General features: G+C 30.8%; 21 protein-coding genes. 10 read left to right on the forward strand and 11 right to left on the reverse strand.

Annotated features, from left to right (window positions below):
- Positions 1 to 114 precede the first annotated feature (114 nt).
- Positions 115 to 1,191, forward strand: a complete 1,077-nt coding sequence (locus OWK30_RS08520; RefSeq protein ID WP_423325533.1) for an iron-containing alcohol dehydrogenase family protein — start codon at positions 115 to 117, stop codon at positions 1,189 to 1,191.
- On the opposite strand, the gene OWK30_RS08525 is transcribed toward OWK30_RS08520, so the two are convergent.
- The gene (locus tag OWK30_RS08525) at positions 1,168 to 1,773 is read right to left on the reverse strand and encodes a lytic transglycosylase domain-containing protein (protein WP_423325535.1); all 606 of its coding nucleotides are present in this window, start codon (positions 1,771 to 1,773) and stop codon (positions 1,168 to 1,170) included. The genes OWK30_RS08520 and OWK30_RS08525 overlap by 24 nt on opposite strands.
- A 63-nt stretch (positions 1,774 to 1,836) precedes the next feature.
- Between OWK30_RS08525 and metF the strand changes: the two genes are divergently transcribed.
- From metF to OWK30_RS08565, 8 genes are all read left to right on the forward strand, one after another.
- Entirely contained in the window at positions 1,837 to 2,703 is an 867-nt protein-coding gene (gene metF / locus OWK30_RS08530) for a methylenetetrahydrofolate reductase [NAD(P)H] (RefSeq protein ID WP_423325537.1), read from the forward strand.
- Positions 2,690 to 3,592, forward strand: a complete 903-nt coding sequence (locus OWK30_RS08535) for a radical SAM protein (protein WP_423325539.1) — start codon at positions 2,690 to 2,692, stop codon at positions 3,590 to 3,592. The genes metF and OWK30_RS08535 overlap by 14 nt, the downstream gene beginning before the upstream one ends.
- Positions 3,592 to 5,082 carry an ArnT family glycosyltransferase gene (locus OWK30_RS08540; protein WP_423325542.1) on the forward strand — a complete coding sequence of 497 codons (1,491 nt, stop codon included), beginning with the start codon at positions 3,592 to 3,594 and terminating at the stop codon, positions 5,080 to 5,082. The genes OWK30_RS08535 and OWK30_RS08540 overlap by 1 nt, the downstream gene beginning before the upstream one ends.
- Positions 5,070 to 5,711, forward strand: coding sequence for a phosphorylase family protein (locus tag OWK30_RS08545; protein ID WP_423325544.1), 642 nt, complete (start codon positions 5,070 to 5,072; stop codon positions 5,709 to 5,711). The genes OWK30_RS08540 and OWK30_RS08545 overlap by 13 nt, the downstream gene beginning before the upstream one ends.
- A gap of 166 nt (positions 5,712 to 5,877) precedes the next feature.
- Complete coding sequence (locus OWK30_RS08550) at positions 5,878 to 7,422, forward strand: acyl-CoA carboxylase subunit beta (protein WP_423325548.1); 1,545 nt, start codon at positions 5,878 to 5,880, stop codon at positions 7,420 to 7,422.
- A gap of 20 nt (positions 7,423 to 7,442) precedes the next feature.
- Complete coding sequence (gene accC / locus OWK30_RS08555) at positions 7,443 to 8,963, forward strand: acetyl-CoA carboxylase biotin carboxylase subunit (RefSeq protein ID WP_423325550.1); 1,521 nt, start codon at positions 7,443 to 7,445, stop codon at positions 8,961 to 8,963.
- Positions 8,964 to 8,975: 12 nt separating this feature from the next.
- Entirely contained in the window at positions 8,976 to 9,509 is a 534-nt protein-coding gene (locus OWK30_RS08560) for a biotin/lipoyl-containing protein (protein ID WP_423325552.1), read from the forward strand.
- Between the two features lie 44 nt (positions 9,510 to 9,553).
- Complete coding sequence (locus OWK30_RS08565) at positions 9,554 to 11,194, forward strand: acyl-CoA mutase large subunit family protein (protein WP_423325554.1); 1,641 nt, start codon at positions 9,554 to 9,556, stop codon at positions 11,192 to 11,194.
- A gap of 25 nt (positions 11,195 to 11,219) precedes the next feature.
- On the opposite strand, the gene OWK30_RS08570 is transcribed toward OWK30_RS08565, so the two are convergent.
- Both OWK30_RS08570 and OWK30_RS08575 read right to left on the reverse strand, forming a co-directional pair.
- Positions 11,220 to 12,206 carry a YhdH/YhfP family quinone oxidoreductase gene (locus tag OWK30_RS08570; protein WP_423325556.1) on the reverse strand — a complete coding sequence of 329 codons (987 nt, stop codon included), beginning with the start codon at positions 12,204 to 12,206 and terminating at the stop codon, positions 11,220 to 11,222.
- A gap of 9 nt (positions 12,207 to 12,215) precedes the next feature.
- Positions 12,216 to 13,328 carry an ABC transporter substrate-binding protein gene (locus tag OWK30_RS08575; RefSeq protein WP_423325558.1) on the reverse strand — a complete coding sequence of 371 codons (1,113 nt, stop codon included), beginning with the start codon at positions 13,326 to 13,328 and terminating at the stop codon, positions 12,216 to 12,218.
- 424 nt (positions 13,329 to 13,752) lie between these two features.
- Between OWK30_RS08575 and OWK30_RS08580 the strand changes: the two genes are divergently transcribed.
- A complete protein-coding gene (locus tag OWK30_RS08580) occupies positions 13,753 to 14,139 on the forward strand; it encodes a class II SORL domain-containing protein (RefSeq protein WP_423325560.1) in 387 nt (128 codons plus the stop codon).
- Positions 14,140 to 14,166: 27 nt separating this feature from the next.
- On the opposite strand, the gene OWK30_RS08585 is transcribed toward OWK30_RS08580, so the two are convergent.
- From OWK30_RS08585 to OWK30_RS08620, 8 genes are all read right to left on the reverse strand, one after another.
- Positions 14,167 to 15,513, reverse strand: a complete 1,347-nt coding sequence (locus tag OWK30_RS08585; protein ID WP_423325562.1) for a TrpB-like pyridoxal phosphate-dependent enzyme — start codon at positions 15,511 to 15,513, stop codon at positions 14,167 to 14,169.
- A 322-nt stretch (positions 15,514 to 15,835) separates the two neighbouring features.
- On the reverse strand, positions 15,836 to 16,222 hold the full coding sequence (locus OWK30_RS08590; protein WP_423325563.1) for a DUF3783 domain-containing protein: 387 nt from the start codon (positions 16,220 to 16,222) through the stop codon (positions 15,836 to 15,838).
- A 3-nt stretch (positions 16,223 to 16,225) separates the two neighbouring features.
- Positions 16,226 to 16,948 (reverse strand): nitrilase-related carbon-nitrogen hydrolase, encoded by a 723-nt coding sequence (locus OWK30_RS08595; protein ID WP_423325565.1) that lies wholly within the window; start codon positions 16,946 to 16,948, stop codon positions 16,226 to 16,228.
- A 134-nt stretch (positions 16,949 to 17,082) separates the two neighbouring features.
- Entirely contained in the window at positions 17,083 to 18,984 is a 1,902-nt protein-coding gene (locus OWK30_RS08600; protein ID WP_423325567.1) for a TRAP transporter permease, read from the reverse strand.
- A 68-nt stretch (positions 18,985 to 19,052) separates the two neighbouring features.
- The gene (locus tag OWK30_RS08605) at positions 19,053 to 20,063 is read right to left on the reverse strand and encodes a TAXI family TRAP transporter solute-binding subunit (protein WP_423325569.1); all 1,011 of its coding nucleotides are present in this window, start codon (positions 20,061 to 20,063) and stop codon (positions 19,053 to 19,055) included.
- Between the two features lie 138 nt (positions 20,064 to 20,201).
- The gene (locus OWK30_RS08610; protein WP_423325571.1) at positions 20,202 to 21,110 is read right to left on the reverse strand and encodes an ABC transporter substrate-binding protein; all 909 of its coding nucleotides are present in this window, start codon (positions 21,108 to 21,110) and stop codon (positions 20,202 to 20,204) included.
- Entirely contained in the window at positions 21,091 to 22,464 is a 1,374-nt protein-coding gene (locus OWK30_RS08615; protein WP_423325573.1) for a sigma-54-dependent transcriptional regulator, read from the reverse strand. Before OWK30_RS08615 ends, OWK30_RS08610 begins: the two co-directional genes overlap by 20 nt.
- Positions 22,442 to 24,127 carry a sensor histidine kinase gene (locus OWK30_RS08620; protein ID WP_423325575.1) on the reverse strand — a complete coding sequence of 562 codons (1,686 nt, stop codon included), beginning with the start codon at positions 24,125 to 24,127 and terminating at the stop codon, positions 22,442 to 22,444. Before OWK30_RS08620 ends, OWK30_RS08615 begins: the two co-directional genes overlap by 23 nt.
- Positions 24,128 to 24,191: the final 64 nt, after the last annotated feature.

Here is a 24,191-nt window from a genome sequence, read left to right on the forward strand (position 1 = left end):
ATATCGCTGATTTAAAAAAAATTGAAGGAGAAAAAAGGCTACTTGATTGGAGTTGATTATATTATTAGTTGTAATGTAAGATTTATAAATGTTTAATATTTTTTGGAGCAAATTATGAAGAATTTTAGTTTTTTTTCTCCTGTTAAGGTTATTATGAGTGAAGATCAAAAAAAAGAATTAGAAAAGATATTGAGTAGTTATAATAATATTGCTCTAATATGTGGCAGGAATGCTGCTTATAAAACTGGATTTGTTGATTTGTTAAAAAATACGGTTAGGGGATCCCTTTTTGTCTTTGATGAAGTGGAGGAGAATCCATCTATTAATACAGTTATAAAAGGTGGTAAATTTGTAAGACAAAATGGATGTGATATAATTGTAGCTTTTGGTGGTGGTAGTAGTCTTGATGCAGCAAAAGCTATTTCTTGTTTTGCTACAAATAATAGAGGATTTTATGAATTATTAAATGTAAAAAAACTTACTAATAAAACTATTCCTTTAGTTGCCATACCAACAACATGTGGGACTGGCTCGGAGGTAAACCATTATGCGATAATAACTGATTACGAAAAAAAGGATAAGATCAATTTTGCTAAAGAAGATTGTTTTCCTAAATTTGCTGTTTTAAACTACAATTATTTGAAATTTTTAAGTGATAATATGCTATTTGCGACTATTTTTGATGCTTTCACCCATGCTTTTGAAGGTTATTTATCAAAAAGAGCAAATCCTTTTAGTGATATGGTGGCTCTTCAGTGTATAAAAATTATTCTAAATAATTTAGCAAAAGAGAAAATAGATGATGATAGTTTAAAGAATTTTTTGTATGCTTCTACTCTTGCTGGAATTGTGATTTTGCATACAGGTACGACTTTGCTTCATTCTCTTGGATATTATTTAACAAATAATAAGAACATACATCATGGATTAGCAAATTATATACTTTTACCTTATTATATAAAAATGTTGGAGTATAAAAAAGTTGATAAATATTATGAACTAAAAAAAGAATTCCCAAACATTGTTGATGTACTAAGAAGTTATGATTGGTTGTATGATGCGAGTGTTGATTCAATCTTAAGTGAAGAAGAAATATCTGATATGTGTGAATATGCTTTGAATAAGAAAAATGCAGAGAATACACTTTTTAGTATGGAAAAAAGAGAGTTAATGAATTTCTTTGGATTTTAATTTTGTATATTCAATTAATATTTTTTTTACATATTGCTTTGTTTCAACAATTTCTGGTATTTTATTATTAATGATAGTACTTGGTCCTGCATTGTAGGCTGAAAGCGCTAATTCGAGTTTTTTAAAATTGGTTAGTTGTATTTTTAGGTATTTTGTTCCTGCTTCTATGTTTTCTTCAATATTAAACGGATCATTAAAATCCATTTCAAAAAAAGTAACTGGCATAATTTGCATTAATCCCATAGCACCAGTTCTTGATATTGCAAACGGGTTGTATTCCGATTCTACTTTTATTATTGCATGAATAAGCAATGAATCAACATTATATTTTTTAGAAATATGGGTTACTGTTTTTTCAATCAGTTCCATGTCTTTTATTTTTGTAGGTATGCCCGATTCAAAAATTATATGCTTAAGAAAAAGATAAACACTTATAGTACGATTTTTAATAAAAAAAGGGTTGATTAACGCCTTTGGGTTTAAAGTAGTTATAAAGCAAAAAAAGTTTAGAATAAGTATATAAAAGATAAAAATTTTAAAAATTGATTTGTAAATTCTTTCTAGCATAATTAAATATTTCATAAAAAATGGTTGAAGTCAAATGATATAATAAGTATAAAAGCTGTATTCGATTGCAGGAGGTTAATGTTGAAGATATCAGAAATACTTACAAGTAAAAATATGACATTATCTTTTGAATTTTTCCCGCCTAAAAAGGTAGAAAATGAAAAGATACTGTTTGATACTATAGATGTTTTAAAGAATTATAAACCTGATTTTGTTTCAGTAACTTATGGTGCCGGTGGTAGCACAAAAGACAAAACAGTTGATTGGACAATAAAAATATTGAAGGAATATGAATTGAATGTTATGATGCACTTGACATGTATATCATCAACTAGAAATGATATTGATTTGATTCTTGAAAAGTTGAAAACAGAGGGTGTTGAAAATATTTTAGCTTTAAGAGGTGATATCCCTAAAGATTTTCCTGTGGAAGAAGTTAGAAAGGATTTTAACTATGCATATGAGTTAGTTAGATATATACGTGGAAAGAATGGATTTTCCATAGGTGTTGCTGGTTATCCAGAAGGTCATTTAGAATCTGAAAACCTCGAAAAAGATATAGAATATCTTAAAATAAAAGTGGAAAGCGGTGCGGATTTTGTGATAACTCAATTGTTTTTTGATAACAGGTATTTTTTTGAGTTTTTAAATAGGGCGACACAAGTAGGGATAAATATTCCTATAATACCAGGAATTATGCCAGTGTTGAATCTTTCACAAGTACAGCGATTTGTTGAAATGTGTGGTGCAACAGTTCCAGAAAAATTGGTGAAAAAACTTGATGGTAAAACATTAGAGGATATGTATAAGGTTGGAATCGAATATGCAATTTTGCAGTGTAAAGAACTTATTGTAAATAATGTTAAAGGACTTCATTTTTATACTCTTAATAAATATAATGCTACAAAAGAAATTTTAGAAGGTTTAGGTTATGTTACTGAATAATTTAGATTTTTTACCAAAATATAGTTATCCACTTTATAGACCTCCTAGCGAAGCTAATTCATTAATATTTCAAGTTACAGAAGGTTGCTCATATAATCAATGTTCTTTTTGTGGGATGTATGTTACGAAAAAGTTTAAGCTGAAAAGTTTTGAAGATTTTAAAGCAGAAGTTGATATTATTCCAGATTATGTAAGAAATTCTGTTAAAAGAATATTTCTTGCTGATGGAGATGCTGTAATTTATCCCACTGAAGGGTTAATTAAAATACTTGATTATATTAATATAAATTTTCCAAATCTTGAGAGGATTAGCTCATATGCAGGACCGCAGGCAATATTATCTAAAGGAATGGATGAGTGGACTCATATATTAAAAAGAAAGTTGAATTTACTTTATTTTGGACTTGAAAGTGCTAATAATGATGTATTGGAAATAATGAATAAAGGGATGGATGCGGAAGAAGTAAAATCAAAAGTGATAAAGTTACAAGAAATAGGTTTTACTTTTTCTATTATGGTTATTCTTGGAGGAGGAGGGGTTAAATTTAGTGAAGCTCATGCATTAGATACTGCAAAATGGATAAGTGAAGTAAATCCAAAATATCTTGGTATGTTAACTCTCTTTATTCGCAGAAAGAAAAACTATTTTGAAAAAATTGAAAAGCCTATGATTAGGCACTTGATTAAAGAAGCTAGAATGATGATAGAGCATATTAACGGTAGAGGAATAATTTTTCGTTCTAATCATGTCTCAAATATGTTCATTTTAAAAGGTATTTTAAGTGAAGATAGAGAAAGTCTATTGAATTATCTTGATGATGTATATTTATATCTTGCTTCTAAGAAAATGCTTGATACTTATCCAGATTATTACAAGGAAGAATTCTAGTGAATAAATATTTTATCTTTTTTTTTACTACAATAGTAATTTTGTTTAATTTACTGATATACATTGAACAAAAACCTTTAATTCATGAAGAGCCTAGAAGAGCCATTATTGCACAAGAGATGCTTCTGAGTGGGAATTATGTTGTTCCTACTGTTTATTCAAGACCTTATGTGAAAAAACCTCCTTTACAAAATTGGCTAATAGCTATTTTAGGTTATAAAAAAAAATATGTATCGAATTTTGATGCTAGATTTCCATCTGTTTTAGCTCTTTTATTAATTGGATTTTCTCTATTAATTTTTATTATGGACAAAAAAATTGCTGTAATGGCATCGATTATAACAATGACTAATTATTTAATGCTTTATTCTTATGGTAATAAATCTGAGCCAGATTTACTATTGACCTTGTTTACTTTGCTAACGTTTTTTTTGTATATAAAGTCACCCAAAAATTTTAAATTTATTTTGATATCATCGTTTTTTAATGGTTTAGGTATTCTAGCAAAAGGGATTTCACCTTTATTTTTTTATCCTGGGATAGTAATATATTTATTGTTGTATAAAAGAAAAGAATTTTATGATTATTTTAAGTTTTTATTGATTCATTTATTGTTATCATTGTTACTACCAGCAATATGGCTTATCATGTATTATTTTAATGGAGACATTAATAATTTGATTTCTGGTTTTTCATCTCAAGCTACTGATCGTGTAAGAGGAGGGCTTGGAGAAATTATTACGCATTTTTCTTTGTTTGCTTTTAGAATTTTTTTAGCTTTTTTCCCTTGGGGTTTTTTGATAATGTTTTATAAAAAATTCTCATATAAAATTAGGGATGATATATTTAATTCATCTTTGGTTATTTTTTTTGTTTCCTTTATAATAATGGCTTTATTGCCTGGTGGAAGAGGTAGGTATTTTATGCCGGCTGTGCCATTTTTTGCAATTATTATATCATATTTATTAGTGGATGATGTAAAACTTAATCCAGAATATAAGAAAATTATAACATATATATTCAGTTTTATAATGGTAGTTTCGATTTGTTTTTTACTATATTTTGGTTTTTATCTTCAAATAGTTATTGTTTTGTCGGGATGGTTATTATTTTTATTTTATGCAAGGAATACGAAATCAGTTATTTATCTTTTATTATTTTTTAATTTGTTTTTGTTTACTATTTTCACACATACTTATGAATACTACAAAGTAAAGAACTATTATGACTATAAAGGTGCAGCAAAACAAATAGTAGAGAGATTAAATGAAGAATTGCCTTTAGTAGTAGATGTAAAAATAAATCCTATACAACTTATGTTTAATTATGAAAGGATGACTAAGGAGAAAGTCTATTCATCTGCTGTAAATAGGTTTCAAAAATATTATTTTGTAGCTGGTGAGAAGATAACAAATTGTGAATATATGTTTGATATTGACTATTCTAAAAAAAGATTTCCAAAACTTTATTTTTATAAATGTCAAAAGTAATTTTTATACCAACAAAAAATGAGTATGAATATTTATTTCCAAATTTGTCATTAAAAAATCATAAAATTTATTTTTATACAGAATATTCTGGTATTAAAATAATTGTAACAGGTATTGGGAAAGTTAATGTAACAGTTTCTGCTACACATTTCTTTTGTACTCATGATGATGTTGAAGAAGCCTATCTTGTAGGTATAGCTGGTGCTTATAAAGAATGTGAGTTAGATATAGGTGATGTTGTGAGCGTGGAGCAAGACTTCTTTGTTGACGAAGGTTTAATAGAGGACAATTGTTTAAAGATGTTAAATGAGATAGGGTTTGCAGTGTGTGAGGATAATAAAACAGTATTTAAAACAATTGATAATTTAAGACATGTAAATGCTAATACTGTATCATTACTTTCTTCTACTGATAAATTAGCAAACCTATATAAATCTAAAACTGATGCATCAATTGAGTCAATGGAAGGTGCCGCTTTTGGTCTTGTATGTAGGAAATTTAATGTAACGGCCTATCAGATAAGAAGTATATCGAATTACTGTGGTGATAGAAAAAAACAGAAGTGGAATGTTAAGCTAGCTATCAGGAATCTTAAGCATACATTATACAGTTTATTATTTGTAAAATAATTATTTCTAAAAATAACTTTAATAAAATAATTTCTTTTTATTATAAAACGATTACTGATTGCATATTGATTATATTTATTTAGTGCACAAATGTTTCTAATTTTATATTGACTAAAAATAAAAATTATGTTTTATTATTGTAACAAAAAAACTCAGGGGGAGTTTTATGGAAGATAAAATCAAACAGCTTCAAGAGTTAAATCGCCAGGCTGAGTTAGGTGGTGGTCTTGCGAGAATTGAGAAACAACATGCAAAAGGTAAATTAACAGCTCGTGAAAGAATTGATAAGTTACTTGATAAGGGGACATTTGTAGAACTTGATAAGTTTGTAGTTCACAGATGTAACTATTTTGGTATGGAAAAGAATAAAATACTTGGTGATGGTGTTGTAACAGGTTATGGTAAAATTAATGGTAGAACAGTATTTGTTTTTTCTCAGGATTTTACTGTTTTTGGTGGTTCTTTATCAGAAATGTTTGCTAAAAAAATATGTAAAGTAATGGATCTTGCAATGGAAGTGGGTGCACCTGTAATTGGGTTAAATGATTCTGGAGGTGCTAGAATTCAGGAAGGAGTCCTTTCTCTTGCAGGTTATGCTGACATATTTTTAAGAAATACTCTTGCATCAGGAGTTATCCCTCAAATTAGCGCTATTATGGGGCCTTGTGCAGGTGGTGCTGTTTATTCTCCTGCTTTAACTGACTTCATTTTTATGGTTAAAGAAACAAGTTACATGTTTATTACAGGTCCAGAGGTTGTAAAAACTGTGACTAACGAGGTTGTTACGAAGGAAGAACTTGGTGGTGCTATGACTCATAATACAAAAAGTGGTGTTGCTCACTTTGCTGTAGAGAATGATGATGAATGTTTGTTAAGGATTAGGGAGCTATTAAGCTATCTACCATCAAATAATATGGAAGATCCACCTGTTGTTCCATGCAAAGATGATCCCAATAGAATTGAGAAGTCTCTTAATGAAGTAGTACCTACTGATCCAAATAAACCATACGATATGCGTGATGTAATTTTGAAAGTTGTTGATGATGGCAATTTCTTTGAAATACATGAACATTATGCAAAAAACATAATTATTGGTTTTGCTAGATTAAACGGTAAAACTATTGGTATTTTGGCAAATCAACCAGCAGTACTTGCTGGAGCTTTAGATATAGATTCTTCTATTAAAGGTGCAAGGTTTGTTAGATTTTGTGATGCATTTAATATTCCACTCCTTACTTTTGTTGATGTTCCTGGATTTATGCCGGGAACAGCTCAGGAATATGGTGGTATTATTAAACATGGGGCAAAACTATTGTATGCTTATTGCGAAGCAACTGTACCTAAGGTGACAGTAATAACCAGAAAGGCATATGGTGGAGCATATGATGTTTTAAGTTCTAAACATGTGCGTGGTGATATGAATTTTGCATATCCTACTGCTGAAATTGCGGTTATGGGCCCTGATGGCGCAGTTCAGATTCTTTTTGCAAAGGAAGTTGCAAAAGCTGATGATCCAGATGCTATGAAAAAACGCCTTGTTGAAGAATATAGAGAGACTTTTGCCAATCCATATAGGGCTGCTGAACTAGGGTTTATTGATGAAGTTATTTTACCTGAACAAACACGTCCAAAATTAATACAAGCTTTTGAGTTGCTTGCTAATAAGAGACAGACGAATCCACCTAAAAAACATGGTAACATTCCACTTTAATAGGTGTATGGAGGAAAATTATGCCTGAGATAAAAAAAGTATTAGTTGCAAATAGAGGTGAGATAGCAATAAGAGTATTTAGAACATGTAGAAAAATGGGAATAGAAACTGTTGCCATTTATACACATGCGGATAGAAAAGCTCCCCATGTTAGATATGCTGATGAGGCTTATTGTATTACAGATAGCCCTGCAGATACAAGTTACCTTAAAATGGATCGAATAATTGATATTGCCAAAAAAACTGGAGCCGCAATCCATCCAGGATATGGGTTCTATGCTGAGAATGCAGATTTTGCAAGAGCCTGTGCTGATTCTGGAATAATATTTATAGGGCCTTCTCCAGAGCATATAGAGTTGATGGGTAGTAAAACTGGTGCAAGAAAGGCAATGATAGAAGCAGGTGTTCCTGTTGTACCAGGGACAGAGGATCCTGTAAAAGATTTAAATGAGGCTAAAAAAGTTGCAGATGAGATTGGCTATCCAATTATGTTGAAGGCTGTTCATGGTGGTGGTGGAAAAGGTATGAGGCTAGTGGAAAAGCCTGAAGATCTAGAGTCTGCTTTTAGAACTGCACAATCAGAAGCACTGAATGCTTTTGGTAGTAGTGAGGTTTACATAGAAAAATTTATTGTTCAACCTCACCATGTGGAGATTCAGGTTATAGGTGATAAACATGGAAATGCCCTTCATCTTTTTGAAAGGGAGTGTTCGATACAAAGAAGACATCAGAAAGTTATAGAAGAAGCACCTTCTCCTTTTATCAATGATGAAACAAGAGCTAAGATGTATGAAGTTGCTGTAAGAGCTGTTAAAAAACTTGGCTATTTTAGCGCAGGGACATTAGAGTTTATTGTTGGTGCAGATCAAAACTTTTATTTCCTTGAGATGAATACAAGACTTCAGGTGGAACACCCTGTAACTGAGTTGATCACAGGAGTTGACTTAGTTAATCAAATGATAAGGGTTGCTGCTGGTCAAGAGCTGATGTACAAACAGGAAGAGATTCAAAGAAGAGGTCATGCTATTGAATGTCGTATTTATGCAGAAGACCCAACTAATAATTTTGCTCCATCTCCAGGACTTATCACAGTTTATGAAGAGCCTGGTGGCCCAAATGTGAGAGTGGACAGTGGTGCATACCAGGGTTATGAAGTGCCTCTATATTATGACCCAATGATTGCTAAACTTTGTGCGGTTGGAAAAGATAGGGAATTTGCAATCAGAAATATGAGGAGAGCACTTTCTGAATATAAGATTGCTGGTATTAAAACATCAATTCCCTTTCATATTAGAGTATTAAAGAATGAAACATTTTTATCTGGAAATTATGATACAGGATTTATTGATAATAAGTTTGATATGGAGGATTTAAAAAGGAGAGAAAATGAAGATGTTACTGTACCGGTAATTGCTGCAGCTATTAAACAGCTATTATCTGAGAAGATTGCTGCTGAGCGTGCAGTTACTAGACCTGACGTTGGAGAATCTACTTGGAAACGTTCCGGTAAACTTTATAATATTTGTAACAGGCTTGCTTAGTAGGAGGATGTCATGCCAGTTAAAAGAGATTATTTTGTTAATGTAGATGGTAAAGAAGAAGAAATAAAAGTAGATTTAGAAGAAAAAGAGCCTTTTATGTATGAAGTTGAAATAGATGGTAGAAAATATAGTGTGGATTTTGCACAAATCAATGAAGTTATATATTCTTTGATAATTGATGGTAAATCTTATGCTGTTGAAATAAGTGAGAATGGAAATAATTTTGAAGTAATTGTTGATGGCGATAATTACAAAGTTGAAGTTTTAGATGAAATGAAGAGATTTATGAAGATGAGGGCTTCTGCAACAGTAGAAGGAAGACAGGTGATAGAAGCTCAGATGCCAGGTTATATTTGGAAACGCTTGAAAGATGTAGGAGATGAGGTTGAAGAGGGTGAAACTGTAATGATTCTTGTTGCTATGAAAATGGAAAATGAAATAAAATCACCAAAAAAGGGTGTAATTACGGAGATTTTTGTTGAGGCAAGTGAAGATCCGAATGAAAGTACTGTTGCAATTGGTGATAAGCTCTTTATTGTAGAGTAGAGAAAGCCGCATTAAGCGGCTTTTTCTTTTTAGCAGGAGGAGTTATGATAAAGAAATGGGAAGAAATTTATAAGAAATCTATAGAAAGATTTCCTGAAAGAAAAGAGAAGTTTCAGACGACTAGTGGTATAGAGATAAAACCGTTTTACACTCCTGAAGATATAAAAGATTTAAACTATGAAAACCAGTTAGGTTATCCAGGGATTTATCCATTTACTCGTGGTGTTCAACCTACAATGTATAGAAGTAGATTTTGGACAATGAGACAATATGCTGGATTTGCAACAGCTGAAGAGTCAAATAAGCGTTACCATTATTTGTTGCAGCAAGGAACTATGGGGCTTTCAGTTGCTTTTGATTTACCTACACAGATTGGGTATGATTCTGATGATCCGATGGCAGAAGGTGAGGTAGGAAGAGTAGGGGTTGCTATAGATTCCTTGGCTGATATGGAAATTCTATTTAATGGGATACCTCTTGATAAAGTTTCAACATCTATGACGATTAATGCTACAGCAGCTATTTTGCTTGCTTTTTATATTGCTGTTGGAGAAAAACAAGGAGTATCTTCTACTAAATTAAGCGGAACAATTCAAAATGATATATTGAAAGAATATATTGCTAGAGGAACATATATTTTTCCTCCTAAAGAGTCTATGAGAATAATTACTGATATTTTCGCTTTTTGTAAAGATCATGTGCCTAAATGGAATACAATAAGTATCAGTGGATATCACATTAGAGAAGCAGGTTCTACTGCAGTTCAGGAAGTAGCGTTTACTTTAGCTGATGGTATGGAATATGTTAAAGCTGCAATTGAAGCCGGTTTAAATGTAGATGATTTTGCTGGTAGATTGTCATTCTTTTTTAATGGACATAATAATTTTCTAGAAGAAATTGCAAAATTTAGAGCAGCTAGAAGACTGTGGGCTAAAATTATGAAAGAAAAATTTGGTGCTAAAAATCCTAGATCTTGCATGCTAAGATTTCATACCCAGACGGCAGGTAGTACTCTTACTGCTCAACAACCAGAAAATAACATAGTAAGGGTTGCGATTCAAGCTTTAGCTGCGGTTTTAGGCGGGACTCAATCACTTCATACTAACTCTTTTGATGAAGCTCTTGCTCTTCCTACAGAAAAATCTGTTAGGATTGCTTTAAGGACTCAACAAATTATTGCTTATGAAAGTGGTGTGGCAGATACTATTGATCCCCTTGCTGGGTCGTATCTAATAGAGTCTTGGACTAATGAAATTGAAGAAAAAGCTGAGAAATATATTAATAAAATTGATGAGCTTGGTGGTATGATTAGAGCTATTGAAATGGGATATGTACAAAAAGAGATTCAAAACAGTGCTTATGAGTATCAACTTATGGTTGAAAAAGGCGAGCAGATTGTAGTTGGTGTTAATAAATTTCAGATTGAGGAGGAGCCACCTAAGGATATTTTAAAAATAGATCCAGTTGTTGAAGAAAATCAGAAAAAGAAATTAAAAATTCTTAGGGAAAAAAGAGATAATTTTGCTGTTCAAAATGCATTAAAGCAACTTGAAGAAACAGCAAAATCTAATGAAAACTTGATGCCAAAAATAATTGAATGTGCAAAATGTTACGCTACTCTTGGGGAGATTATAAAATCTCTTAAAAATGTGTTTGGAGAATATAAAGAAAATATTGTGTTATAAAAGGCGCAAACATACGCGCCTTTTTTTACTTATCTAAATTTACTAAAATCCTACCTTTTATCTTACCTTTCAAAATTAAATCGATTTTTTCGTTTAAACTATCTAAAGAAACTTCTTCGTAAAATTCTTTTGGAAATTCAATATTCCATTCGTTAGCTATTTTGTTCCATATATATTCTTTGAAATCTATTGAACATTCCACTGAGTCAATACCAAGCAAATTAACACTTCTTAGTATAAAAGGGTAAACTGTTAAATCAAGTTTTGGAGATTGAGCAAGACCACATGATGTAGCGGAACATCCATATTTTAAGGCTTTAATAGCTGATGAAAGTATTGTGCCTCCAACTGTATCAACTATGCCATCCCATCTTTCTTTCAGTAATGGTTTTTTTTCATCAATAATATCATCTCTATTAATAATCTCTTTTGCACCGAGTGTTTTTAGAAAATTTTCTTCAGATAGTTTTCCGGTAGCTGCAACAGTATAAAATCCTTCCTTTGCAAGAATACTTATAGCAATTGATCCAACACCACCTGTAGCACCGGTAACAAGTATTTTACCTCCTTTATTAGTGCCAAATTTCATAAGTTTATCTACTGATAATGCTGCTGTAAATCCAGCTGTACCAAAAATCATAGCTTTTTTTAAAGTGAGGTTAGTAGGTTTTTTGACCACCCAATTAGATGGGACAGATATGTATTGAGCAAAACCACCTGGTGTATTCATACCAAGATCATAACCAGTAACAATTACTTCATCACCTTTTTTGAATTTATCAGATTTAGAATTTTCAACTACTCCAGCTGCATCTATACCTGGAGTATGAGGATAATTTCTTGTGACACCTTTATGTCCTGTAGCAGAGAGAGCATCTTTATAGTTTAGTGATGAATATTTTACTCTAATTAGGACTTCATTGTTGGGCAGATCCGAAAAAGTCCTGTTTTCAATAACTTTTTCAAAATTTTTTTCTTTCTCGTACACTACCATTGCTTTAAATGTGGACATGACATCCTCCTATTCAACTAGTAAAAACTTCCCATCTTTTACTTTTATTATTACCATAGAAGACTCATCAAGTCCACAGTGATCTTTTTTTGAGAAGTTATATACTCCAGTTACACCGATATAATTACTGATTGATTCCAGAGCATCCACTAATGGAATATTTTTTTCTTTTGACTTTTTCAATGCTTCTATTATTAAATTGAATCCATCGTATGCGTAAACTGAATGAACTGATGAGTTTTTAATTAGGTTTCCAAATTGATTATTAAAATCGATTAGAATTTTTTTTTGAGGATCTGAATTAGGTAACTGGGAAGCCACAATATATTTTGTAGCAGGAAGAATTGAGTTTTCTGCAAATTTACCTGCTAATTTTATATAATAATAGTCTGCGAGACCGTGAGACTGTATCAATAATATATTTTTGTCAAGTTGTCTTAAATTTCTTGCTATTTTTGCTCCAGCAGAACCAACAGTCCATGCTAAAATAGCTTGAGGTTTTTTCTTTAACAATTTTGACAATTGTGATGTCATATTTGCATCAGACTTGTGGAATTTTTCGATTCCTACTATTTCTAATCCTTTTGAAAGTTTTTTAATTGATTTTATTCCGTCTTGGCCAAATCCTCCGGAGTCTGCTATTATTGCTATCTTTGTTATATTGTGTTTTAGTAAATATTTTTTTATTTTCTTTATTGCAGTAGAAGTTTTTTGAGGTGATTTAAAAACGTATCTTTTTACTGGTTCAACTACAGATGTCCCTCCTACGAGAGTCATTGTTGGGATTTTTGCTTTTTGAACAAAAGGTATAATGGCAAGAGCACTTCCTGTAGTATTTGGTCCAATAATTACATCAACTTTATCTTTATTGATTAATTTTTTTGCAAATTGTATTGCAATTTTAGGTTGACTTTTTGTATCATAAACAATTAGATCTATTTTTTCATTTAAAAGATTTTTTTCATTGAAATTTTTGGTAAGTGTTTTAATAATAATTTCAGCTGGTTTACCTATATGTGAAGCAGGTCCAGATATTGCTAATAATGCACCAATTTTTATTTTAGCGAAAACTGGTGTAATAGTAAGAATAATAACTAACAAAGTTAAAGTTAATTTTTTCATAAAAACCTCCATATATAGTTAAAAAATATTTAACCACATTGTTAAGTAATACAAAACATTGTTTAATAAGTCAAGAACTTATTCATTTTGGAGTCACCCCATCTTATTTGTTTTATCTTTTTTAGAAAATATTATTTTATCACCCAATAGATATTTTCGTTGTATAAACAAGTAAAGACTTTTGAGAGGGGGATAGATTAATTACGATATTTTTTGTTCTTTGTTCTTTTTTAATTTTGTAAATGAGCTAATTACTTTATACAATAAAATATCGTTGAAGTTTTCACTTTTTCAGATGAGAATAAATTAAGACAAATTTTGTATATTTTATACTTGACAAATTTAGATTTATTCTAAATAATAATCATATAAAATCTTGTTTATATGTTATAATATTAAAAGAAACTTTTGACGGAGGTTATTTATGGCAATTGGAGAATTAGTAAAAAGCGCAGATTTTAAGAGTGAAAAACATGTACCTGTAATTGAATTACCTGAAAAAATTGAAGCTGGTAAGGACTTTGTTGTAAATGTATCTGTTGGAAAGGAAATCGCTCACCCCAATACCACAGAGCATTACATTGGTTGGATAGCACTTTACTTTAAACCTGAAAGCGGAAATGTCTATAATTTAGGTAGAGCTGAATTTACTGCTCATGGTGAATCCACAAAGGGTGCAAATCAAGGTCCAGCTTATACAGAGCCATCAGCTATTTTTAAAGTAAAATTAAACGAACCTGGTAAAATCATAGCTGTAAGTTATTGCAATATCCACGGTCTTTGGGAAAGTGAAGTAGAAATAAAATTCTAAAAAAAACCGGAGCCTGTGCTCCGGTTTTTATATTTTTGGCAAGTTTTTCAATGATTCTTTTATCATATCTTCAGGATACTCATAATCAATTAGTTTACCATCAAAATAAGCATCATATGATGCCATATCAAAAAATCCATGCCCACTTAAACAAAAAAGTAATGTTTTTTTCTCACCTGACTCCCTACATCTTAGTGCTTCTTTAACTGTAGCGGCTATGGCATGAGCGGACTCCGGGGCTGGTACTATCCCTTCTGTTTGTGCGAATAATACCCCGTATTGAAAAACTTCTAACTGTTTTACAGCTTCGGCAGAAATCAATCCTTCTTTATATAACTTACTTACAATAGGGGAATCACCGTGATACCTCAATCCTCCTGCATGGATAGCTGGAGGTTCAAAATCATGCCCCAATGTGAACATTGGCATGATTGGAGTTAGTTTAGCTACATCACCATAATCATAGGCATAAACACCTTTTGTCAATGTAGGACAGCTTGCAGGTTCTACTGCAACAGCATCCACATTTTTTCCATTAAATTTATCAGCCAAAAAAGGAAAGGTAATACCACCAAAATTAGAACCGCCACCACAAGATGCAAAAATTTTATCTGGATATTCTCCTAACATTTTAAGTTGCTTTTTAGCTTCTAATCCAATAACAGTTTGATGTAATAAAACATGATTTAAAACACTACCTAAAGCATAGTTGGTATCATTTCTTCCAGCTGCTTCTTCCACAGCCTCACTTATAGCTATACCAAGACTGCCATTAGAATCAGGATGCTTTTCCAATATTACTTTTCCACTATTCGTAAGCTCAGATGGACTTGGAATTACTTCTGCCCCAAACATTCTCATAAAAGATTTTCTATAAGGTTTTTGATAGAAACTCACCTTTACCATATAAACTCTACATTCCATATTAAGCATTTTCGTAGCAAAAGCCAATGCACTACCCCACTGTCCAGCTCCAGTTTCAGTAGTCAATCTTTTTATACCTTCTTTTTTGTTATAATAAGCTTGAGCAACAGCAGTATTTGGCTTATGACTTCCTGCTGGTGAAACACCTTCATATTTAAAGTAGATTCTTGCTGGTGTATCGAGATAATTTTCTAACCTTTCAGCTCTTATTAATGGAGTTGGTCTCCATAATGATAAGATTTCAAGAATATCATTAGGAATATCTATCCATCGTTTATCACTCATTTCTTGTTCAATAAGACTTTCAGGAAAAATAGCCTTCATTTCATCAAACGTAACAGGTTTATTAGTAAAAGGACTCAGAGGTGGATCCATTGGTGACGGCAAATCAGCTAAAATATTATACCATTGTTTAGGCAACTCTTCTGTGTCTAAATAAATCTTTTTCATCACTACCTCCAAATTCTATGGTTAAGTAATTTTTAACCCAAAAACAAAAAATATGCAATAAAATAAACACACAATTACAATAATGTCACTCAATAAGAACAATACAATAGTGTAACTTTATAACAAATAAGTGATTACTTTATGATACTCTCAATGACAACACTTAATTTTCAATTGGAAATAAGCAAAAGAAATGACATAATTCATTTGTTAGTAATAAGTTACATGTATGATGTGTATTCATTAAATGTTAATTTGTTTTGCACAATAACCTCAATTACAAAACAGTCTGCCTAAAAATAAGCTAGCTTTAGTAAAAATATTATTTATTTTTTTGTTTAATACGATGATTTTTTTCTACCTCTTCACGCTCTTTTACGAGATGGCTCAGTAAGTATTCAATGCTCCATTCAACATTATGTTCAGTTACCATACAAAAAAGAGGTTTTGGAAAACCGTATTTTTTATAAATCTCAATAAATCTTATAATCTCCTTTTGAGGCATATTATTAAAAAGAATCATTCGTTCTTTAGTAGCCTTTTTATTTTCAACATCTGGCTGAGAACGGAGTAAATCCTTTACTAACAAATTTTTATGTCCTTCAAAGACTATAATTGGTTTGTCAAATTTCTCTTTTTCACACATTTTACAAAGAGCTTCAAACTCAATTTCACCCATTCCACATACCAAAATTTTTACATTTTTCATAAACTAACACCTCATAGGAATCGTATTTCTTACTTCATCAACCAAGTTAAAATCAATTTCATCAACTATTGCGATATCTTCTCTATCCGCTGCAGTTTTTAAAACATTCCCCCAAGGGTCTATAATCATTGAATTACCACCAAAGTTTTCACTCCATGTATTGCCAACAGCATTTGATACTATAAAATAATATTGATTCTCAATAGCTCTAGCCTTACTCAAAATTTTAAGATGCTCTATTCTCTTTTTGGGCCATTCTGCGGGTAAAAAAACTATTTTTGCGCCATTCTTTCTTAATCGAAAAAATATTTCACAAAATCTCAAATCAAAGCAAATGGCACAACCTGCTGTTATATTATTTATCTCAAAAGTATAGTATCCATTACCAGGGCTAAAATATTTATCTTCACCCATTAAAGGGAAAAGATTTGTTTTGTCATATATAAAATAGATGCCATTTTTATATTTAACAAAAAATGAATTATAATAACTACTGTCTTTCTTTCTAACGATAGATCCCATAAAAATATTATTTTTATTTAAAGAATCAAGAAGTTTAATGTGTGATTCATCAAGCATTTTAATTAAATCATAGTTAAAACCAGTAGTAAAAAGCTCAGGGAGTAAAAAAATAGTATCATTGTAATTACTTGTCAAATCATTTACTTTTTGAATGTTTCTTTCAACATTTTCTTCAATTCTTAACTGAATAATACCTAGTTTCATACATTCACTCCAAACAGATAAAACAAAAATTTTTTTTATTTTCTACTTATATTAAAAGAACTATAAAAACTCCAGAAGTTTTTTTAAAAAAATAATAATTAATAAAAAATAAAGAAAAAAATAGTTCTCACTTTTCAGTGAGAACTATTAAATTTTTGAATACCAACCAATACTATAAAAAATATTACTCCAGCAATATGTAAATATTGTTTGGGGAAAAGAAGTAAAAATGCAGTAACACCAAAAAACACTCTTTCAATAATATTAAGATTTCGTAACTGAAATCCTTCAAAAAAAACTGCAAAGGCATATAGCCCTAACGTAGCAGTAATCACTGTTTCAGCAACAGCAAAGATACTTCCTTCAAAAAGTATAGGAGTATAAACAAATAGTAATGGTATGATATAAAGCCCTTTTGCAAGTTTCCAAGCTTCAAAACCTGTTTCAAGGGGCTTGCTTCCTGCAATTCCTGATGCAGAATAAGCAGCAAGACATACAGGTGGAGTTACATTTGCATCCTGGGAATACCAAAAAATCACCATATGTGCAGCAATTAAGCTGGCTCCTAGCATTGTCATAGCAGGTGCAGCAAGAACTGCCAATACTATATATGAAGCTGTAACCGGTAAGCCCATACCAAGAATTAATGATGCTAAAGCAATTAACACTATAGTTAATAATAAACTTCCACCAGATATCGCTTGGATAAGCATAGAAAATTTAATTCCCATACCAACTAGCAGAACAATACCTATCACGATCCCAGAGCAAAGTAGTATAACGCCAGTTGTAATCATATTCTTAGCACCTAGAGCCAAAGCATCGAGGATATCTTTTAATCCCATTCTTGTTTTTTTGTTAAACCAGCTGGCAATTATAATAGCAGCAATCCCTGCACATGCAGAAAAAGTAGGTGTATATCCATACATCAAAAAACCCATAAGCACTATTATTGGAATAAAGAATTGCCATCCTTCCTTTAATACTTCACTAAGTTTTGGTATGTCTTCTTTTGCCATCGGTTTCAACCCAATTTTTTTTGCACGAAGATGAACAAAAAAAGCAACTGTTAAAAAATACATAATGGCCGGGATAAAAGATACTCCAACTATTTTTAAATATGGAATTTGTGTCCACTGACTCATAATGAATGCACCAGCCCCCATAATTGGAGGCATAAGCTGTCCTCCTGTAGATGCAGCAGCTTCCACAGCAGCAGCAAATTTTGGAGAAAAACCTGTCCTCTTCATCATAGGTATGGTAATTGACCCTGTTCCAACAGTATTCGCTACAGCACTACCAGAAACGCTTCCCATCAATCCACTAGCAAACACTGCCATTTTTGCAGGTCCGCCTATTGTTCTTCCCATAATTGCTACAGCAAGCTTGATAATAAAATCTCCTGCTCCAGATTTGATTAAAAATGCTCCAAAAAGTACAAACAAAAAAACAAAAGTGGAAGAAATTGTCGCAATAGTTCCAAAGATACCATCTGGAGCAAAATACATTCTATACAATAACCTTTGAATATTTACACCAGGAAAATTCCACAGACCAGAAAAGAATTTACCAAAGTAAAGAGCATATCCTAAAAAGAAAAATGAAAGAAAAGGGATTATCAAACCTGAAGTTCTTCTTGTAATTTCCAGTAATAAAATAATAGCTATTGCGGCAGCAATTAAATCAGGTAAAATCGGCACCTCATTTCTTGCATGTAATGCATTTTCAAATAATACAAGATATAATCCCACTAAAAATGATAATATTGCAAATATAATGTCAATTGATAATGTTTTTTCAGGATTCTTTTTTGATAAGGGATATAATAAATAACCTAAAAACAAAATTAAACTATAGTGTACAGCATTTCTTTGAATTTCAGGCATAATGCCTATGGTATTTACCCATAAATGAAAAAGTGATGTCAGAATACCTACTACATAAACAACTTTTTTTAATTTGTCTCCTAGCTCTCGTTGAACCGTTATAACTTCACCACTGACATCTTCTTGTGTCTTTTTTTTATCATTAGACATAAAAGCCTCCATAATAAAACGGTGGCATAACGCCACCAAATATAATTAAAAAAACTCTTAATTTATATTTACTTTGAAATTAATACCGATGGTATCTTAATACCTTTTTCTCTATAATATTTAGCAGCCCCAGGGTGTAATGGTACAGGTAAACCATCAATTGCTTTATTAAGACTCATAGCCTTAGTAGCCTTGTGAATATTATTCAAAAATGGTAGATTTTCATATATTGTTTTCGTTATAAGATAGACAGTTTTTTCTGGTAGGTCAGGTCTCACAGCAAGAAAGTTTGGTTGAGCTATTGTCCTTACATCTTTCTTCAAACCTGGGTAGGTACCTTTCTTAATAATATATCTATTCCAAATAGGATAAACTTTTCTGATTTTTTCGAGTTGCTCGTCTGTAAATTCTAAAATAACAACTTTCTTAGCTCCAAGTTGAGCAAAAAGTTGTGTAACAGCAGATACTGGAGGTCCTGCTGGTGTATTCATACCTACAATCCTCCCATCCATCATGGCTTGTGCTGATGGGTTGTAACCAAGGTACTCAGGTATAATATCCTTACCAATTTCTATACCAAGAGCTCCAAGAATTGTCCGGCCAGATCCCTCAGTTCCACTTCCTCTTTTACCAATAGAAAACTTTTTGCCCAACCCTTTCAAATCCATAATATTTCCAGTCTTTGAATATTTCTTCAGTAATGTAAAATGTTCGACATTTAACCATAGCATTGTTATAGATCTGAAATCCTTGATTGGTTTTCCCTTATATAGTCCTTTGCCGTTATAAGCCATAGCACCAAAAAGAGCTTGGAGAATTGCAAGATCTGCTTCTTTGTTTTTGAGCATCTGAATATTTTCTCCTGAACCAGCAGAATTAATTGCTGTGGCTGTAATTTTGTACTTTTTGGCTAATTTAATACTTATTAGAGTACCAATAGCAACACCCACAGGATAATAAGTTCCACCGGTTGTTGCTGTTGCAATAATAAGGTTGTTGTCACTTGCCTTAGATTTAGAAATACCAACAGTTACAAAAAACAATACAGATAAGAAAATACTTAACAATTTTTTATACATTTACTACCTCCTGAAATTATTTAAAATTTTAATGCAATGTTCATGCCATTCAACTAACCCTAAATACAAAAGCTTTTTTAAAACAAGTTGTGTTCAGTTAATTAACAATGTGCGAATATCGAACAATCATATTTATAATTACTTAATAATTTTATCTGTCATAATCAGTAATGATAACGGTATGTTAATATTAATTTTTTTAGCAGTATTCATATTGATTACCAACATAAAGTGTTCAATAGTAGTAATCGGTATTTTTGATGCTCTTTTACCATTTAATATCTCTACAGCTTTTTTGCCAGCAAAACGCCCAACCCTATATTCATCAACAACTAATGAAAATAAAGCTCCTTTTCTTTTAACAACATTTGAATCTGCAGCAAGCGTCAATACTCCAAAACTATTAGCTAAATTAATCAATGACTTACTTATTTTTTGGGATTTATATATATATAGTACATCTAATCTTTCTTTAAAAAACTTGTCCTTTATATTTTCGGAATCGTTTAATTCAACCGTCTTAAAATTAAAAAATTTTTCCAATCTCTTTAATTCTCTTAAAGACAGTTCATATTCAAAATCATTAGTGTTTCTAATAATACCAACTTTATTGAAATTAACAATTTTTTTCAGTGTCTTTAGTTGCTGTAAAATGGGAATTTTTGCTACAACTCCCGTTAAATTATTTTCGCTGTTTTTATATGAAGCTACAATACCTGCTTCCACAGGGTCATGATGCATAACAAAAACAACGGGTGTATAAAAAAAATTTCTAGAAATTGTTTTAACCACAGGAAAACCTACTGCATAAATCAAATCAACATCTAACTTTTTAATAAACTTAATATATTCTTCTAATAAAAACTCATCTTTATTACAACTAAATGAATAAAAACGTATCTTATCATTGTTATTCAATATCTCACTTCTGAAACCATCTTCAAATAAACCATCTCGATTCCAGTCAACAAGTGCAATTTTTTCTGCTAAAAGAAAACTTTTTAATAAAAAAAATACCAAAATTACTTTATAAGCCAAGCTCTTCATATTTTTTGATTTTCCTTAATAAAGCATATCTGCTGATACCCAATAGCTTTGCAGCTTCACTCTTATTTCCTTTGGCTTTTATTAGCGCATCTATAATCAGTTCTTTTTCAAACAATAACACCTTTGTATCAAGATCTAAGTTTTTATCAGAGCTAATTCTTTCTTTTATTCTTTTTTCAGACTTTACTGAAAAAATATCTCCTGGTAAATCCTCTATATCAACAACTTCTTTCTTAGACAATATTACAAGTCTTTCTATTAAGTTTTTTAATTCTCTAACATTTCCTGGCCAATGATAATCTAAAAAAGATTGTTTTACTGCTTTAGTGAAATTATAAACTTTTTTACCAAACTTTTTCGAATAATAATTCAAAAAATGCTCTGCTAGTAAAATTATATCATTTCCTCTGTCACGTAAAGGCGGGACATAAATTGGAAAAACATTTAATCTAAAATATAAGTCTTTTCTAAAAACCCCTTCTTCAACCAATTGACCTAAATCTTTATTTGTAGCGGCGATAATCCTGACATCAACCTGAATATCATTATTTCCTCCAACTCTTCTGAATTTTTTGTTTTCTAAAAATCTCAAAAGTTTTGGTTGTAATAAGATCGGCATTTCTGCAATCTCATCCAAAAAAAGTGTACCACCATCACATAGTTCTATAAGGCCTATTTTTTTCATTTTGGCATCTGTAAAAGCCCCTTTTTCATAACCAAATAGTTCGACTTCTAATAGGTTTTCAGCAATAGTAGCACAATTGATATCGATAAATGACTCATTTGTTCGCTTACTTTTTCTATGTATATATTGGGCAACTAACTCCTTACCTGTACCACTTTCGCCATATATCAAAACATTTGAGTCAGTTTTAGCAACATTTTCTATATCATCTAATAATTTCAAAATTGACTCACTCTCACCTATTATCTTTATATCATCTGGATGACCATAAATCCTTTCACGTAAAATAGTTACTTCATTTTTTAATTTTTGCTCATCAATAGCTCTATTAATTAACATTAACATTTCATCTAAATCAAAAGGCTTTGACACAAAATCATATGCTCCTAGTTTAATGGCATTAATGGCAGATGAAACATCACCATGCGCTGTGATAACAATTGTTACAATATCTATGTTTTGAGTTTTGATGTACTTTAAAAGATCAATACCAAAACAATCAGGTAGCTTTAAATCAAGCAACAAAATATCAATATCTAAATCATTAACCCTACCTAAAAAATCTTTTCCTCTTTCAAAAGTATGAACAATATAGCCTTCATCTTCAAAAAGGTCTTTCAATGTACTTACCAATAACTTTTCATCATCAACAATTGCTATACTTTTCATTTATATAATCCTCAAAAATTAATTTTAAAGTAGTACCTTCACCTTTTTTACTCTTAATTTCATACTTTATACCATTTTTTTGCATAAGTGTATAAACAATTGATAATCCAAGACCCGTACCATCCTCTTTTAAACTAAAAAAAGGATCAAAAACATGGTCAATTTTATCCTCAGGAATACCTATCCCATTATCACTAATCTCTAAAATGTACTTTGAACCACTAATCTTACCTATAATTTTAATTTCTCCTTTATCATCTTCTATTGCTGATATAGCATTTAACAAGATATTTATTATAATATGCAAAAGATGATCGCTATCTGCCATAACATAACAGTTTTCTATATTTTTTAAGATTGTAATGTTTTTTTCTCCCATTTTTTTTCTTACGAGATTTAATGACTTTTCAATAACTTCACCTAATAAACAGCGCTCTTTATGTATTTTATCAGGTTTAGAAAATTGCAATAAATCAACAACAATTTTGTTCAATCTATCAATTTCGCTGATTACATTCAGTGCCATATTTTTAATACTTGTATCTTTAGATCTTTTATAAATTAGTTGTATTGTTGCTCTTATTCCTGCTAAAGGATTCTTTATTTCATGAGCAATTCCTGCAGCTAAAAGTCCTAGTGATGCTAATTTATTTGCCTGGATCAAATCATTTTGTCTTTTTTGGAGTTTTTTTGCCATTTTATTAATTGCTTCAGCTAGAATTTTTAACTCTTTTCCACTTCTTAACTTAATATTGTAGTCAAAATCACCATGAGAAAATTTTTCTGTACCATAAATTATTTCTTTAATAGGTTTTAAAAATTTTTGAACAAAATACAGAGCAACTATGAAGGCAATAAAACTGATAATCACAGAAAACATTAAACTTTTATTCCTAAGTTCATAAACATCATAAAATAAGACTTTTTCAGGAATTCCCAGCTTGATTACCCAGTTTAGAAAAGGAACCTCACCTTTATAGATTTTAGCTTTAGTCCCAATTAATTCGTTATTATCTAGTGTTTTGTAAATGATCTTTCCGTCAGCATTTTCTACAACTTTTGAAACCATATAACCTAAGTTTAAATTGATAAAGTATGATAACACCTTATTAGCAGGAACCTCAAAAACTAATAACCCAACAGGTAATGTATTATCTTCAAAATCATATACCCTCTTTATCATTATTAAAAACTTATCTTTTACAAAGTTCTCCTTGATATAAAAATCATAATTAAAAACTTCCCGCAAAAACGGTTTGTCTACATGTTCGTATAAATTATTATTCGTAGTAGGAACTGTTATAACTGGCTCACCATCACCCGTAAATAATGTAATTCTTTCATAATATTTGTTATTGCTTCTATATAATGCTAATTTATCTCTTACCATATTCATTCTTTGACCATATTTAAACTGTAAAAAAGAAAGTTGTATCATTGGATTATCTGCCATTTGAAAAATATCACCTTTCATTTTCTCATAAGTTGAAACTATTTGATTAGATATACCCACTATTAATTCATTTATTTGCTTTTCTGTTATTCTATTAATGGATTTAGAAGCAATATAAGACGAATAAAACGATATAAGAATTAATGGTAACATACCTAGGAAAAAATAGAAAATTATCAACTTCCATTTTAATGATAAATTTACTCTCATAACCAGATATTAGAAAAGTTAAAATAATTAGTCAATCCTACTATAACTTAATTATAATGAATTA

This window comes from Deferribacter abyssi (genome assembly GCF_049472655.1).
In the GTDB taxonomy this organism is placed as follows: domain Bacteria; phylum Chrysiogenota; class Deferribacteres; order Deferribacterales; family Deferribacteraceae; genus Deferribacter; species Deferribacter abyssi.